The organism is Sphingomonas sp., assembly GCF_965227385.1.
Classification (GTDB): domain Bacteria; phylum Pseudomonadota; class Alphaproteobacteria; order Sphingomonadales; family Sphingomonadaceae; genus Sphingomonas.
This window is the reverse complement of sequence record NZ_OZ245750.1, coordinates 400,751-414,401: the sequence shown is the minus strand read 5'-3', so window position 1 is coordinate 414,401 and position 13,651 is coordinate 400,751. Positions and strand designations below refer to the sequence as shown.

Genomic DNA, 13,651 nt, shown 5'->3' with positions numbered 1-13,651 from the left:
CCCAAAGTCCCGGTTGGGAAGCTGTGGGCGCGCTGATAAGAGGGGGGGATGGCGATGACAAGCAAAGCAACGATTGACCCGCGTGAAGCTGAACATTTCGGTCGGCTGGCGGCGGACTGGTGGAATCCGAGGGGCGAGTCGGCGATGCTCCACCGGCTCAACCCGGTGCGGCTGCGCTATGTGCGCGAAGCGATCGACGCGCATTGGGGCAGCGATCCGCGCGATTTCGCACCGCTCAAGGGCCGGACCGCGCTCGATGTCGGCTGCGGCGCGGGGCTGCTGTGCGAGCCGCTGGCGCGGATGGGCGCGCATGTGACCGGGGTCGACGCGGCGCCAGAGAATATCGGCGCGGCGCGCGCGCATGCCGAAGCGGCTGGCCTGACCATCGACTATCGCGCGGGCGAGTTTGAAAGCGAGGTCGCGGGTCGCCAGTTCGACCTCGTCACATCGATGGAAGTGATCGAGCATGTTGCCGATCCGGAGGCGTTCGTGCGTGGCCTGGTCGCCGCGCTCGCGCCGGGCGGGCTGATGATCCTGTCGACCCCCAACCGCACCCCGCTATCGCGGCTGGCGATGATCACCGTGGGGGAGGGGCTGGGCATGATCCCGCGCGGCACGCATGATCACGCCAAGTTCCTGACGCCGGAGGAGCTGACCGCCCTGCTCGAGGATGCGGGGATGGCCGTATCCGACCTGCGCGGGCTCAGCTTCTCGCCCAGCGCGGGTTTTCATCTGAGCGAGGACACGGCGCTCAACTATCTGCTGACCGCGCGGCGATCTGCGTAGCGGTCAGGGATTCGCGGCGAGCGGTGAATCCGGTCGAAGATCGTCGTTGAGGGTTTGTCGCTTGGCCAAGCTGGCAGCTGCTGGCGGTCGTCGGTCATGGTGCCTCTCCTGGTCTGGCAGCACCATGTCGTCCTGCTGGCCGGTGAGCGTCATGAGCAAAGCATGAGATCGCGTTGAACGCTTAGAATAGCCGTCCGCCATTGGGCACCGGCACGCTCGGGTGGAACAGCACGACTTTCCCCTCCGCATCGGGGAAGCCGAGCGTCAGGACCTCCGACATCATCGGGCCGATCTGGCGCGGGGGGAAGTTGACTACTGCAGCGACCTGTCGCCCGGGCAGATCCTCCAGCGTGTAATGTTCGGTGATCTGCGCCGAGGAGCGCTTGACCCCGATCGCCGGTCCGAAGTCGATGGTCAGCTTGAACGCCGGTTTGCGTGCCTCGGGAAACGGCTCGGCGGCGATGATCGTGCCGACGCGAATATCGACCGCGAGGAACTGGTCGAAATCGATCTGCGGCGCGGCGGGGGCGTTGGCGGCGTGCGTCATGTGCATCGCGCTCGATTGACACAGCTGGCCGGATTCGCCCAGTCCCCGTGCATGACCGTAAAGCTGCATCCAAGCTGGCTCGCCCCGCTTCAGAACGAGTTCGACAGCCCGTACATGGCCGATCTGCGCGCGTTCCTGCTGGCCGAGAAGGCGGCGGGGAAGCGGATCTTCCCCAAGAGCAGCGATTGGTTCCGTGCGCTCGACCTGACCCCGCCCGAAAGCGTGCGCGTCGTGATCCTGGGGCAGGACCCCTATCATGGCGAGGGGCAGGCGCATGGCCTGTGCTTCTCGGTCCAGCCGGGGGTGAAGGTGCCGCCGAGCCTGGTCAACATCTACAAGGAGCTGAAGAGCGACCTGGGGATCGATCCGCCGAAGCACGGCTTTCTGGAGCATTGGGCGAAGCAGGGGGTGCTGCTGCTCAACAACTGCCTGACGGTCGAGATGGGGCTGGCGGCGTCGCACAAGGGGCGCGGTTGGGAGCGATTCACCGACGCGGTGGTGGCGCAGGTCAACGCGCTGCCAGATCCGGTCGTGTTCATGCTGTGGGGGAGCCATGCGCAGAAGAAAGCGGCATCGGTCGATCCGCGTCATCTGGTGCTCAAGTCGGTCCACCCCTCGCCGCTGTCGGCGCATGGCGGGTTCTTCGGCTCGCGCCCGTTCTCACAGGCGAATGCGTTTCTGCGCGCGCATGGACGCGGTGAAATAGACTGGGCGCTGCCGGCTGTCTGATCGGCAGCGCCCAATCCCTCGGGGGTGAGCCGTTAGAAGCTCAGTCGCGCCGACACGCGGATGTCGCGGCCGGGGAGCGGCACGAAATCCTTGGTGAAGCTCGCATGGCGGCGTGCATCGACGTCGAAGATGTTGTTCGCCGACAGGATGATCGCGGTCTCGCGCTGCTCGCCCAGCGGGTGCCAGGTGAGCGACGCGTTGACGAGCGTGAAGGCCGGGGTCTCGGTCTCGAATGCCGCGACGCGGGTCTGGCGGATCGCATGCTCGACCTCGACCCGGCCGCCGAACGCGCCCTGGCTGGCGTCGATCCCGGCGAGCACGCGGAACGGCGGGATGCGTGGCACTGCGCTGCCATCGCCCAGCTCGGCATTCACATAATCCGCGACCAGATTGCCGCCGAGCGAGAAGCCGCCTTCGCCACCGTCGATGAAGGTGGTCGACACTTCACCCTCGACGCCCAGATAGCGGGCATCGGACTGGAAGAACTGGAATACCGGCAGCTCGTCGATCTCGTCGCCGGTCGCGACTTCATAGATGTAATCGTCGAACCAGTTGGCATAGCCCGTGATCTGGAAGCGCACCGGCCCGGCCACGCCGCGCGCATAGACTTCGCCGCCCCAGCTCTTTTCGGTGCGGAAATTGGGGTTGCCGACTTCATAAGCCTGGGTCGCGACGTGCGGGCCGTTGGAGAAGAGTTCCTCGGCCGAGGGCGCACGCACCGCGCGCGACACGTTGAACCCGACCTTCACTTCCGGTGCGACCGAATAGGACAGGCCGATCGCGCCGGAGAAGGCGTCGAAGCGGCGGTCGAACCGACCGGTCGGGCCATCCTCGACCAGGTCGAGCTTGACGGTGTTCGAGCGCACCCGCGTATGCTCGTAGCGCAGCGCGCCCTCCAGCCCGATCGCGCCCAGATCGACTTCCTGCAGCGTGAACACGCCATATTGGTCGGTGACGTTCTTCGGCACGAAGGCTTCGGCGCCGACCGCGTTGAAGTTGCGCGTGAACGCCTGGACGCCGGTCACGCCGCGCCAGCCGTCCCGGTTCGCCTGAACCAGTTCCAGCCGCCCTTCAAAGCCTTCATTGTAAAAGACGGTGCCGACCTCGTCGCCCTCGAACTCGGTATGTTCATAGTCCGAATAGCCGACGCGCACGCGCAGTGCGTCGATCAGACCGCCGCCGATCTTCACTTCGCCGCGCATATCGGCGCGGAACTGCTGCAGGCCGATGGTGACGTCGCCCTCTTCCTCATGCGCGCCGCCGCCGCCGCCATGATCGTGATGCGCGCCAGGCCGCGTCGGGACGCCATAGCGCGTGTCGTAATAGCCGGCGGAGAAGCCCAGGCTGCCGCCATCGTTGATCAGCGCGACGCCGCCGCCCAGCGAATAGGTGCGCGTGCCGCTATTGGGCAGGCGACCGCGGCGGTTGGCATTCTCCAGCGCCTCTTCGGCCTCATCGAGATTCCCTTCGTCCGCTTCTTCCTGCGCGATCTCGAGCTGCTCGGCGCGCAGCGGGGCGCTCAGCACATAGCCGCCGACGCGCAGATCGTCGCTCTTGCGATAGCTGCCGTCGATATGCGCGACGATCTGCGGCGTGATCGCGAAGTCCACCGCCGCGCCGCCGCCGCGCTCGTCCGCGGCCGAGCCATAGGCGCCGATCGCGTCGACATGGAAGCCGTTCTCCGGCACCGCGCGCGGGATGCGGCGGTCGAGCACGTTGACCGCGCCGCCGATCGCCTGGCTGCCGAACAGCAGCACCGCAGGGCCGCGCAGCACTTCGATCCGCTCGGCGGTCAGCGGCTCGATCGACACGGCATGGTCGGTCGAGGTGTTCGACGCGTCGAGCGTGCCAAGGCCATCGGTCAGCACTCGAACGCGCTCACCCTGAAAGCCGCGCAGCACCGGGCGCGACGCGCCGGGGCTGAACGAGGTCGCCGACACGCCCGGCACCTGGGTCAGCGAATCGCCGATCTGCCCGCGAATGTCGCGCACCAGCTCGTCGCCGGTCACCACCGACGTGCCCGCCAGCAGGTCGAGCCGCTCGACGCCGGGTGCGCTGATCACGACTTCCTCGACCGTCTCGCCATGCACGGGATTGCGGCTCGACCGGTCACGCTCGGCATGGTCGCTGGTCTGGGCAAGGGCGGGGGCGGCGAGGACGCTCGTGGCGAGCAGGATGGAGGTGAACTTCATGGCTACGCAAATTCCCTGGACTGACTTTGCGCGATCTCATATGTGCAATGATACAACGTCACAAGTAAAATATTGCTGCAGTGCGACGGATGTTAGCCGGCGGCGATCAGCCGGCTGGCGTGGCGACGCGGTCCTCGACCACGGGTTCGTACCGGCGGCCGGTCCACAAGGACGCGGTGAACCGCCGCGCACCATCGGCGTCGACTTCCCAGCGCCAGATCAGCGTGCCGTCGGGTGAGGCACCGCCGCCGCTGCGCTCACCCCGCGCAGGGGCTGGCGGAACAGGCTTGCCGCCGCATGCCGCGCGGCGGACCATTGGCTGCTCGGGCAGCGCGCGCGGCTTGGTCAGCGCGTCGCCCGCGTCATAGCTCCACTTCCACCCGCCATCGCCCTGATGGTGCCAGACGGTGGTGAAATAGCCCGATCCGCCGGGCCGGACCCAGGGACCGGTGTTGACCGCAGTCGTCCCGTCGCACGCGACATAGCTTTGCGCTGGCCACCATTGCACCGCGATGACGGGTTCTTTGCGGTCCTTCAGGAACGCCTGCGCATTTGACGGCTGGGGCAGGAACATCACCGCGTCGTCGGTGGCAAAGGCGCGGAACGCGGCCCATTGCCCCTCGGTCTGCGCCATGCGGTTGAACGCGCGCTCGGCATCGACCGCGCTCTGGCCCTGCATCGACAAAAGCAGGGCCAGCGCGATCACAACACGCTCGCATCGAAGTCCAGCGCCGCATTGCGATGCGCCGCGACCAGCGTGTTGCGCAACAGGCAGGCGATGGTCATCGGCCCGACCCCGCCCGGCACCGGGGTGATCGCGCCCGCGACGGAAGCCGCGCTGTCGAACGCGACATCGCCGACCAGCGTGCCGTCGACGCGGTTGATGCCGACATCGATCACCGTCGCGCCCGGCTTCAGCCACTCGCCCTTGACGAAGCCCGCACGCCCGACCGCCGCCACGACGATATCGGCGCGGCTGACATGATGGGCGAGGTCGCGGGTGCGCGAATGGGCAAGGGTGACGGTGCAGTTGGCGGCAGTCAGCAGTGCTGCCATCGGCTTGCCGACCAGGATCGAGCGGCCAATGACGATCGCGTCGAGGCCCGAGAGGTCGCCGATCTGGTCCTGCAACAGCATCAGGCTGCCCAGCGGGGTGCACGGCACCAGCCCGTCGATGCCGAGCGCCAGTCGGCCCGCGCTGACCGGGGTCAGCCCGTCGACATCCTTGTTCGGATCGATTGCCGCGACCACCGCCTGTTCGTCGAGATGGCGGGGCAGGGGCAGCTGGACGAGGATGCCGTCGACCGCCGCATCGGCGTTCAGCTGGCGCACTAGCGCGATCAGCGCGTCCTGTTGGGTGGCGGCGGGCAGGCGATGCTCGAAGCTCGCCATGTTGGCGGCGACTGTCGCCTTGCCCTTGCTGCGGACATAGACGGCGGACGCGGGGTCGTCGCCGACCAGCACCACCGCGAGGCCAGCCCTGCGGCCCGCGCGCCCCTCGAACTCAGCCGCAGCCTCGCCCACCCGGGCCCGCAGATTGGCGGCAAATGCCTTACCGTCGATGATCTCAGCGCTCATGCCCCGCCCCATAGAGCGATGCGGCGATTCCCGCCAGCGTCTTGGGATCGCCGGTGATGGCAATGCGCTTCACCCGCGCGGTGTCCCCGGCGATCAGCTCTACGTCGCGTTTGGGTACGCCGAATGTCTTGGCGACCAGCTCGATCAGCGCCGCATTGGCCGCACCCTCGACCGGCGGCGCGGCAATGCGTGCGGCGAAATGCTCGGGCGTGCCGGGCAGCAGCGCACTTTTCGACGCGCGCGGCGTCGCGCGCACCGCGACGATCAGGCCAGGCGGCGCTTCGCGCCAGGGCTGGCTCACACCGACGGGCTGGAGAGCGCGACCGCCAGGTTGGGGATTACGGCATAATTGATGATCGCGATCAGGATCAGCACCACGAACGGCGCGAAATCCATCGGGCCAGTGTCGGGCAGGATGCGGCGGATCGGGCGATAGATCGGCTCGGTCAGCGTGTTGAGCCCGCGCCACAGCGAGCTGACGAAGTCGTTATAGGTGTTGATCACGTTGAACGAGATCAGAATCGACAGCACCGCCTGGATGACGATGATCCACCACAAGACGTTGAGCAGGATCTGCACGATCCCGAAGAGCATGTTCAGAAACGGGTCCAATCGGGCCTCCGGAGTTTTGGCGCTTTTACAGGAAAGCGGCGGCTATCGGCAACTGTGTTGACCATGTAATACGCCTTAGCGGTGAACCAAGGTGCCCGCGCCCTGCGTCGTGAAAATCTCGAGCAGCATCGCATGCGGGATGCGCCCGTCGAGGATGACGGCGGCGTCCACCCCGGCATCGACCGCGGCGACGCAGGTCTCGACCTTGGGGATCATCCCCCCGCTGATCGTGCCATCGGCCTTCAGCGCCAGAATGCGCCCGGGGTCGAGGTCGGTCAGCAGCTGCTTGTCCTTGTCGAGCACGCCCGGCACATCGGTCAGCAGGAAAAAGCGCGCTGCACCCAGCGCCCCGGCAATCGCCCCCGCCATGGTGTCGGCATTGATGTTATAGGTATGGCCATCGGCGCCCAGCGCGATCGGCGCGATCACCGGGATGAACCCCTGATCGCTCAGCGTGGTCAGCACCGACGCATCGACCGCGACCGGCTCGCCGACGAACCCCAGATCGACATGGCGCTCGATCCCCTGCAGCGGATCGGCGGCGTCGCGCTGCACCTTGCGCGCGGTGACCAGCCCCGAATCCTTGCCCGAAATGCCCAGCGCCTTGCCGCCGGCCGCGCTGATCCAGCTGACGATTTCCTTGTTGATCGATCCGGCAAGCACCATTTCGGCGATGCGCGCAGTTTCGGCGTCGGTGACGCGCAGGCCCCCGACGAATCGCGATTCGACGCCGAGCCGCTTGAGCATCGACCCGATCTGCGGCCCGCCGCCATGCACCACCACCGGGTTGATGCCGACGGCTTTGAGCAGCACGACATCCTCGGCAAAATCGCGCGCCAGCTCGGGATCGCCCATCGCGTGGCCGCCATATTTCACGACGAACGTCTTGCCCTTGTAACGCTGCATATAGGGCAGCGCGTCGGTCAGCGTCTCGGCCTTGGCCAGCATCGCGGGATCGGGTGCGTGATCGGTCATGCCGCGCCCTTAGGCTGCGGGGGCGTTCCGGTCCAGATGGCGTCCCAACGCGACGAAGGCGTAGATCAGCACCGGCACCAGCAGCGCCGACAGCGCGATCTTCGAAATCAGCTGGCCGACCAGCAGCGGCCCGATCGGAAATTCGCCGTAAAAGGCGAGGGTGATGAAGATCAGCGTGTCGACGATCTGGCTGAGGATTCCCGCAACCCCGGCGCGCAGCCACAGCATCTTGCTGCCCTCACCGCCACGCATCGCGCTGAAAATGGTGACGTTCAGCGTCTGCGACACCCCATAGGCGACGATGCCCGCGCCCCAGATGCGCCAGGTGGTCCCAAGGATCAGCTGGATCGCGTCGCGATATTCCGGCCCCATCTTGGGCGAAGCGGGCAGCGCCCAGACCAGCCAGGACAGCAGCATCGAGGCAAGCAACGGGATGAAGCCGAACCGCACCAGCTGGTTCGCGGTCGCGCGCCCGTGCAGCTCGGCGATCGCGCTCGACACCGCGACGAGCAGCAGGAAGGCGAAGATGCCTGCCTCCACCGCCAGCGGCCCCAATGCCACCTGCTTGTTACCCAGCACGCCCGCAATGCAGACCATGCCGCCGTAAAAGATCGAAAGGACGAAGAGCGAGCGCGTCAGCGGAGCCGGTATGGTCATTGCGCTGCGTAACGCGGTTTCACGCGATACGGAAGCACCTAGCGGCGACCGAAACGCACGCTATGGTGCGACCCCGAACGCCGCGCGCAGACGCGGCACGAAGGGGTCCTTTAGTTGAACAATCTTCCGATCGGCATTCTCGGCATCGTCGCGATTCTCGCGATTGCCTTCCTGCTCTCCTCGAACAAGCGCGCGATTCGGCTGCGGGTGGTGGGCCCGGCTTTCGCCTTGCAGGCAGGCATCGCCTTCCTCGTTCTCTACGTCCCCGCCGGCCGCGCCGCGATCGAGTGGATGTCAAAGGGCGTGTCGGCGCTCCTCGGCTATGCGCAGGCGGGCACCGATTTCATCTTCGGCCCGCTCGCCCGGCCCGAGGTGGGCGGCCAGAGCTTCGCGATCGCCGCGCTGCCGGTCATCATCTTCTTCGCCGCGCTGGTCTCGGTGCTCTATCACCTCAGGATCATGCAGTTCCTGGTCCGCTGGATCGGCGGCGCGATCGAAAAGGTGACCGGGGTCAGCAAGGTCGAATCGCTGTGTTCGGCCGCCAACATCTTCGTCGGCCAGAGCGAATCGCCGCTGGTGATCCGCCCCTATCTCGCCAGCCTCACCCCGTCGCAGCTGTTCGCGATCATGTCGGTCGGCATGGCGGGCGTCGCGGGCACGATCCTCGCCGCATATGCGGCGATGGGGATCAACATCCAGTATCTGCTCGCCGCCAGCTTCATGGCGGCGCCGGGCGGGCTGCTGATGGCCAAGATCATGATGCCCGATGAGCCTGTGACCAAGGCCGACGAACTTCCACTCGAGGACACGCTGGTCGATGGCGAGGAGGCGGTGATCCGCGCGGTCGAGAATGAGGTGGACGAGGAGCGCGCCGCCAACATCATCATGGCCGCCGCAATGGGCGCGCAGACCGGCGTCAAGATCGCGGTCGCGGTCGGCGCCATGGTGCTGGCGTTCGTGGCGCTGGTGGCGCTCGCCAACGGCCTGCTTGGCACGGTCGGCGGCCTGTTCGGCTATCCCGAGCTGACGTTCCAGGGGATCATCGGCACCGCGTTCGCGCCGGTCATGTTCCTTGTCGGCATTCCGTGGAACGAGACGGCGGCAGCCGGTGGGCTGTTCGGCACCAAGATGGTGTTGAACGAATTCGTCGCCTTCCTCAATCTTGGCGAGACGTCGGGGCTCAGCCCGCGCAGCACCGCGATCATCACGTTCGCGCTGTGCGGCTTTGCCAATTTCAGCTCGATCGCGATCCAGATGGCCGCGACCGGGAGCCTTGCGCCGAACCAGCGCCCGATGATCGCGAAGCTCGGCATTAAGGCACTGCTCGCGGGCAGTCTCGCCAACCTGCTCAGCGCGGCGCTGGCGGGGCTGATGCTGCCGTGACGACCGCGTTCCGCTTCACCAAAGGGGGCGGAAAGGAGGACCGGCTCGATGTGCTGCGCGACGGGTCGGTGGCGGAGACGCTAGCCTGTCCCAAGCAGCGGATCATCCCGCACGACATGGTCCATTTCGCGGTCGAGGACGTCCTGGATCGGTGCGGCTTTCTGACACGGGTCGCGCATGGAGAAGCTGCGGATTTCCGGATGGAGGCGAACGCTGAATCCGACGGCGTCGAGCGGCTGGTCGAGGTGTTTCAGGGTGATGGCTGGTCGGGCGGGACCACCCCGCCCGATGCGATGCTCGATCTCTACCATGTCACCTGCGACGCGCGATCCTGCCCGCCGCTGCCGGTGGATGGCGCGACGATCATCGCGATCCGCGCCCGAATCGCCGACCTGACCGCGCAATGGGACGCAGTCGCGGTCGGCGACAGCCTGACGCTGACCTTCGCTCAGCGCGTCGGTACCGGCTCCGCGCCCGAATAGTCGTAAAAGCCGCGCCCGGTCTTGCGCCCATACCAGCCGGCCTCGACATATTTGATCAGCAGCGGGGCGGGGCGGAACTTGGGGTCGCCGGTCCCTTCGAACAGCACGCGGGTGATTTCGAGGCAGGTGTCGAGCCCGATGAAATCGGCCAGCGTGAACGGCCCCATCGGGTGGTTGAGGCCGAGCTGGATCGCCGCATCGACGTCGGGGATCGTCGCCACGCCCTCACCGACCGCGAAGCAGGCTTCGTTGAGGAACGGCATCAGCACGCGGTTGACGATGAAGCCGGGCGCGTCATTGGCATGGACGATCCGCTTGTTCAGCGTCTTGCCGAACGCCTCGACCGCCGCGACCGTCGCATCTGAGGTGGCGAGGCCGCGGATCAGCTCGATCAGGCCCATCACCGGCACCGGGTTGAAGAAATGCACGCCCATGAAGCGCGCAGGATCGGGCGCCGCCTGCGCGAGCCGCGTGATCGGGATCGACGAGGTGTTGCTGGCGAGGATCGCGGTGTCGCTCAGCACCTTGCCGACATTGGCGAAGATCGTCCGCTTGATCTCTTCGCGTTCGGTCGCGGCCTCGATGACCAGGTCGCATGGCGCGAACGCATCGGTGCCGCCGACGCATTCGATATTGGCGAGCGCGGCGTCGCGCGCATCGGCGGTGATCTTCTCCTTTTCGACCGCCCGCGCCAGCTGCTTGGCGATCCCGGCCTTGCCCTTTTCGGCGCGTTCGACATCCATGTCGGACAGCAGGACGCGATAGCCGGCCTGCGCCGACACCTGGGCGATGCCCGCCCCCATCTGCCCCGCCCCGATCACGCCAACCGTTTTCATCACCGTCTCCATCAAATCGTTGCGCGCCTCCTACCGCGTCCCCGCGCGAACCGCTAGGATGCGCGCCATGCTGATCCTCGCCGCGCTCGCGCTCGCCCAAGCCGCCCCGCAACAGGGGCCGATGAAGACGTTTGGCGACTGGGTGGTCGCCTGCGACAATGGGAAGCGGTGCGAGATGACCTCGCTCCAGCCCGAGGGCAGGGACTGGTCGGGCTGGCAGATGGCGGTGGCGCGCGAGGCAGGACCGGCCGGGGGCTGGACGGTCGAGCTGATGGGCGAGGACGCACCCTCCGGGCTGACCGTCCATGTCGACGGCGCACCCGCGGCCAGCGCGGCCGCAGTGTGGCGCGGCACTGATTTCGTCGGGGGTGACGCGCTCCGGCTGGTCGAGGCACTGGCAATCGGCAAAGCCGTGGTCGTCCGCACCGGCGCAGGCAAGGAGCTCGGGCGGATCTCGCTGTCGGGCTCATCGGCGTCGCTGCGCTTCATGGATGCCGAGCAGGGCAGGGCGGGCACGGTCAGCGCGGCGGTGGCCAAGGGCGCCAAGCCCGCCAGCGCGGTGCCCGCTGCGCCGTCGCTACCGGTGATTACCTCGGTCCGCGCCAGCGGAGCGCCGGCGCTCCTGTCGCCTGCGCTGCTCAAGCAGCTCTGGGCCCAATCGGATTGCGCGGAGAATTACGAGGGCGCGGCGCGGCCCGATATCGAGCGCCATGCGCTGGGCGGCGGCGCGACGCTCGCGCTCGTTCCGTGCGGCGCCGGGGCGTACAACTATTCGACCATCGCCTATGTCGTCCGGGGCGGAACGGCGCAGGTCGCCGCATTCGATTCGCCGCCCGGATGGACTGGGGATGGCCCGCCGATGCTGGTCAATGCCGGGTTCGACGCCAGGACCGGTGAGCTTGGCAGCTATGCCAAGGGCCGCGGCATCGGCGATTGCGGCAGCGCGGAAACCTATGTGTGGGACGGCACCCGCTTCCGCCTGACCGAAGCGCGCGCGATGGGCGAGTGTCGCGGGTCGAGCAACTGGCTGGCGGTGTGGCGGGCGCGCGCCGTCGTCAAGTGACGCTCAGCGCGCGGGGAGCGCGATCTCGTAAAGGGACGGCCAGTTCTTGCCCGTGACATAGAGCTTTCCGGTCTTGTCGTCGTACGCGATGCCATTGAGCACCGCTTCGCTGTCCGTCACCGGCACGGCGGCGGCCAGGTCGCGCAGGTCGATCACGCCGGTAATCACCCCGCTCGCCGGGTCGATTCGCACGATCAGGTCCTGATGCCAGATATTCGCCAGAATCTCGCCGCGGACATATTCCAGCTCGTTCAGGCGGCGAATCGGGCGGCCCTGATAGGTGACGGTGATCCGCCGCCGCTCGGTAAAGGTCGCCGGGTCGAGGAAGCGCAGCTCCGCGGTGCCATCGCTCAGGATCAGGCTCTGGCCGTCCTGCGTCAGGCCCCAGCCCTCGCCGGGATAGCTGAACGTGCCGGTCTGGCGCAGCGTGCGGCGGTCCCAGCGAAATGCGGTACCCTGCTTCCAGGTCAGGCTGACGATCGTATCGCCCCAGCCCGTGCTGCCCTCCCCGAAATAGTCTATCGGCAGCCGCGCTTCGCGCTTGGTCTTGCCGGTGCGAAGGTCGACTTCGCGCACCACCGACGCCCCATGCTGCCCGGTGCTTTCGAACAGCGCGCCATCGGCGAAGAACAGCCCCTGGGTAAATGCCCCGGTGTCATGCGGATAGGCGGCAAGCACATGTGCAGCCTCGACCGGCACCTCTGCCGGGGCAGGCGCCGTCGTCTGGGCGGGGCGGGGAGCTGAAACAACAGGGGCTGCCGCAGCCGTTATGGCCAGGGCAGCCCCCGCGATGATCCCGCGCCCGGCGATGATCAGCCGGAACATGGGATGTGCTTTACGAGCCGGGCGTCAGGTTCACCGCAGCATATTTGCCGCGACGGTCCACTTCGAGCTCGAACTCAAGTCGGTCGCCTTCGTTGAGCGTCGGCATGCCGGCGCGTTCGACCGCGCTGATATGCACGAACGCATCGGGCTGGCCGTCGTCGCGCTGGATGAAGCCGAAGCCCTTCATGGCGTTGAAGAACTTGACCGTGCCGGTCGCCTTCTCGCCCGTCAGCTGACGCTGCGGGCCGCCCATGCCGCCGCCACCGGGGCCGCGCTCGGGACGATCGCCACGGTCGCGCGGCGGGCCGCGATCCTCGACCGGCATCGGCTCGCCGTCGATCTTCAGGTCGGTCGCGCTGATGCGGCCGCCACGATCGACCAGCGTGAAGCCCAGCGGCTGGCCTTCCGCCAGACCGGTCAGGCCGGCCTGCTCGACCGCGCTGATATGCACGAACACGTCTTCGCCGCCGTCATCACGAACGACAAAGCCGAATCCCTTCTGTGCGTTGAAGAATTTTACGACGCCGGTGCCTTCGCCAACGACCTGCGGGGGCATGCCGCGACCACCGCCGCCGCCGCCGCCACCAAAGCCGCCGCCGCCACCACCGCCGCGATAGCCACCGCCACCGCCGCCGCCGAAGCCGCCACCGCCGCCGCCGCCGCCGAAGCGGTCACCGCCGCCGAAACCGCCACGATCGCCGAAACCGCCGCCGCCAAAGCCGCCACGATCCCCATAGCTGCTGCCGCCGAAATCGTCGCCGCCGAAGCCGTCGCGCTTGTCTCTGCCACGTCCACCGCGATCACCGCGGCGCCCTCGATCAAAACTCATTGCCCTGTTCGTCTTCCCGGTTCGCCCATACTCAATTCGAAGACCTGAACCGGACGAAGGCGCAGGCATCCCGGCGTTCGCGACACGCCTATGGAATCGGACATAGACCAGAATGCGAAGATGCGCGAACAATTTCGTCGCGATTTTGGCACCGGTT

The 13,651-nt window shown here is 67.2% G+C and carries 16 protein-coding genes; 5 read left to right on the top strand and 11 right to left on the bottom strand.

Annotated features, from left to right (window positions below; genetic code table 11):
- Positions 1–54: 54 nt before the first annotated feature.
- Positions 55–786, top strand: coding sequence for a bifunctional 2-polyprenyl-6-hydroxyphenol methylase/3-demethylubiquinol 3-O-methyltransferase UbiG (gene ubiG / locus ACO05N_RS01965; RefSeq protein WP_422055524.1), 732 nt, complete (start codon positions 55–57; stop codon positions 784–786).
- A 181-nt stretch (positions 787–967) separates the two neighbouring features.
- Here the strand turns inward: ubiG and ACO05N_RS01960 are convergent, their stop codons facing one another.
- Complete coding sequence (locus ACO05N_RS01960) at positions 968–1,339, bottom strand: tRNA-binding protein (protein WP_422058685.1); 372 nt, start codon at positions 1,337–1,339, stop codon at positions 968–970.
- A 45-nt stretch (positions 1,340–1,384) separates the two neighbouring features.
- Here ACO05N_RS01960 and ung point away from each other — a divergent pair, with 45 nt between their 5' ends.
- Positions 1,385–2,062 carry a uracil-DNA glycosylase gene (gene ung, locus ACO05N_RS01955; protein ID WP_422055523.1) on the top strand — a complete coding sequence of 226 codons (678 nt, stop codon included), beginning with the start codon at positions 1,385–1,387 and terminating at the stop codon, positions 2,060–2,062.
- Between the two features lie 32 nt (positions 2,063–2,094).
- Here ung and ACO05N_RS01950 read toward each other — a convergent pair whose 3' ends face one another.
- From ACO05N_RS01950 to ACO05N_RS01920, 7 genes are all read right to left on the bottom strand, one after another.
- Positions 2,095–4,254, bottom strand: coding sequence for a TonB-dependent receptor (locus ACO05N_RS01950; RefSeq protein WP_422055522.1), 2,160 nt, complete (start codon positions 4,252–4,254; stop codon positions 2,095–2,097).
- Positions 4,255–4,360: 106 nt separating this feature from the next.
- Positions 4,361–4,960, bottom strand: a complete 600-nt coding sequence (locus ACO05N_RS01945; RefSeq protein WP_422055521.1) for a hypothetical protein — start codon at positions 4,958–4,960, stop codon at positions 4,361–4,363.
- Positions 4,957–5,832: a bifunctional methylenetetrahydrofolate dehydrogenase/methenyltetrahydrofolate cyclohydrolase FolD gene (gene folD / locus ACO05N_RS01940; protein ID WP_422055520.1), complete on the bottom strand. Its 876-nt coding sequence runs from the start codon at positions 5,830–5,832 to the stop codon at positions 4,957–4,959. The genes ACO05N_RS01945 and folD overlap by 4 nt, the downstream gene beginning before the upstream one ends.
- Positions 5,822–6,133, bottom strand: coding sequence for a DUF167 domain-containing protein (locus ACO05N_RS01935; protein WP_422055519.1), 312 nt, complete (start codon positions 6,131–6,133; stop codon positions 5,822–5,824). Before ACO05N_RS01935 ends, folD begins: the two co-directional genes overlap by 11 nt.
- Entirely contained in the window at positions 6,130–6,426 is a 297-nt protein-coding gene (locus ACO05N_RS01930) for a YggT family protein (RefSeq protein ID WP_422058684.1), read from the bottom strand. The genes ACO05N_RS01935 and ACO05N_RS01930 overlap by 4 nt, the downstream gene beginning before the upstream one ends.
- Before the next feature lie 93 nt (positions 6,427–6,519).
- A complete protein-coding gene (argB, locus tag ACO05N_RS01925) occupies positions 6,520–7,419 on the bottom strand; it encodes an acetylglutamate kinase (RefSeq protein WP_422055518.1) in 900 nt (299 codons plus the stop codon).
- 9 nt (positions 7,420–7,428) lie between these two features.
- Complete coding sequence (locus ACO05N_RS01920) at positions 7,429–8,076, bottom strand: queuosine precursor transporter (RefSeq protein ID WP_422055517.1); 648 nt, start codon at positions 8,074–8,076, stop codon at positions 7,429–7,431.
- Positions 8,077–8,190: 114 nt separating this feature from the next.
- On the opposite strand from ACO05N_RS01920, the gene ACO05N_RS01915 reads away from it, so the two are divergent.
- Positions 8,191–9,459, top strand: a complete 1,269-nt coding sequence (locus tag ACO05N_RS01915; protein ID WP_422055516.1) for a NupC/NupG family nucleoside CNT transporter — start codon at positions 8,191–8,193, stop codon at positions 9,457–9,459.
- Complete coding sequence (locus tag ACO05N_RS01910; protein ID WP_422055515.1) at positions 9,456–9,941, top strand: hypothetical protein; 486 nt, start codon at positions 9,456–9,458, stop codon at positions 9,939–9,941. The genes ACO05N_RS01915 and ACO05N_RS01910 overlap by 4 nt, the downstream gene beginning before the upstream one ends.
- On the opposite strand, the gene ACO05N_RS01905 is transcribed toward ACO05N_RS01910, so the two are convergent.
- On the bottom strand, positions 9,908–10,777 hold the full coding sequence (locus ACO05N_RS01905) for a 3-hydroxybutyryl-CoA dehydrogenase (protein WP_422055514.1): 870 nt from the start codon (positions 10,775–10,777) through the stop codon (positions 9,908–9,910). The two genes, ACO05N_RS01910 and ACO05N_RS01905, sit on opposite strands and share 34 nt — an antisense overlap.
- 67 nt (positions 10,778–10,844) lie before the next feature.
- Between ACO05N_RS01905 and ACO05N_RS01900 the strand changes: the two genes are divergently transcribed.
- The gene (locus ACO05N_RS01900; RefSeq protein WP_422055513.1) at positions 10,845–11,840 is read left to right on the top strand and encodes a DUF1176 domain-containing protein; all 996 of its coding nucleotides are present in this window, start codon (positions 10,845–10,847) and stop codon (positions 11,838–11,840) included.
- A 3-nt stretch (positions 11,841–11,843) separates the two neighbouring features.
- On the opposite strand, the gene ACO05N_RS01895 is transcribed toward ACO05N_RS01900, so the two are convergent.
- Both ACO05N_RS01895 and ACO05N_RS01890 read right to left on the bottom strand, forming a co-directional pair.
- Complete coding sequence (locus tag ACO05N_RS01895; protein WP_422055512.1) at positions 11,844–12,665, bottom strand: glutaminyl-peptide cyclotransferase; 822 nt, start codon at positions 12,663–12,665, stop codon at positions 11,844–11,846.
- A gap of 10 nt (positions 12,666–12,675) precedes the next feature.
- On the bottom strand, positions 12,676–13,494 hold the full coding sequence (locus ACO05N_RS01890) for a cold-shock protein (RefSeq protein ID WP_422055511.1): 819 nt from the start codon (positions 13,492–13,494) through the stop codon (positions 12,676–12,678).
- Between the last annotated feature and the right edge of the window lie 157 nt (positions 13,495–13,651).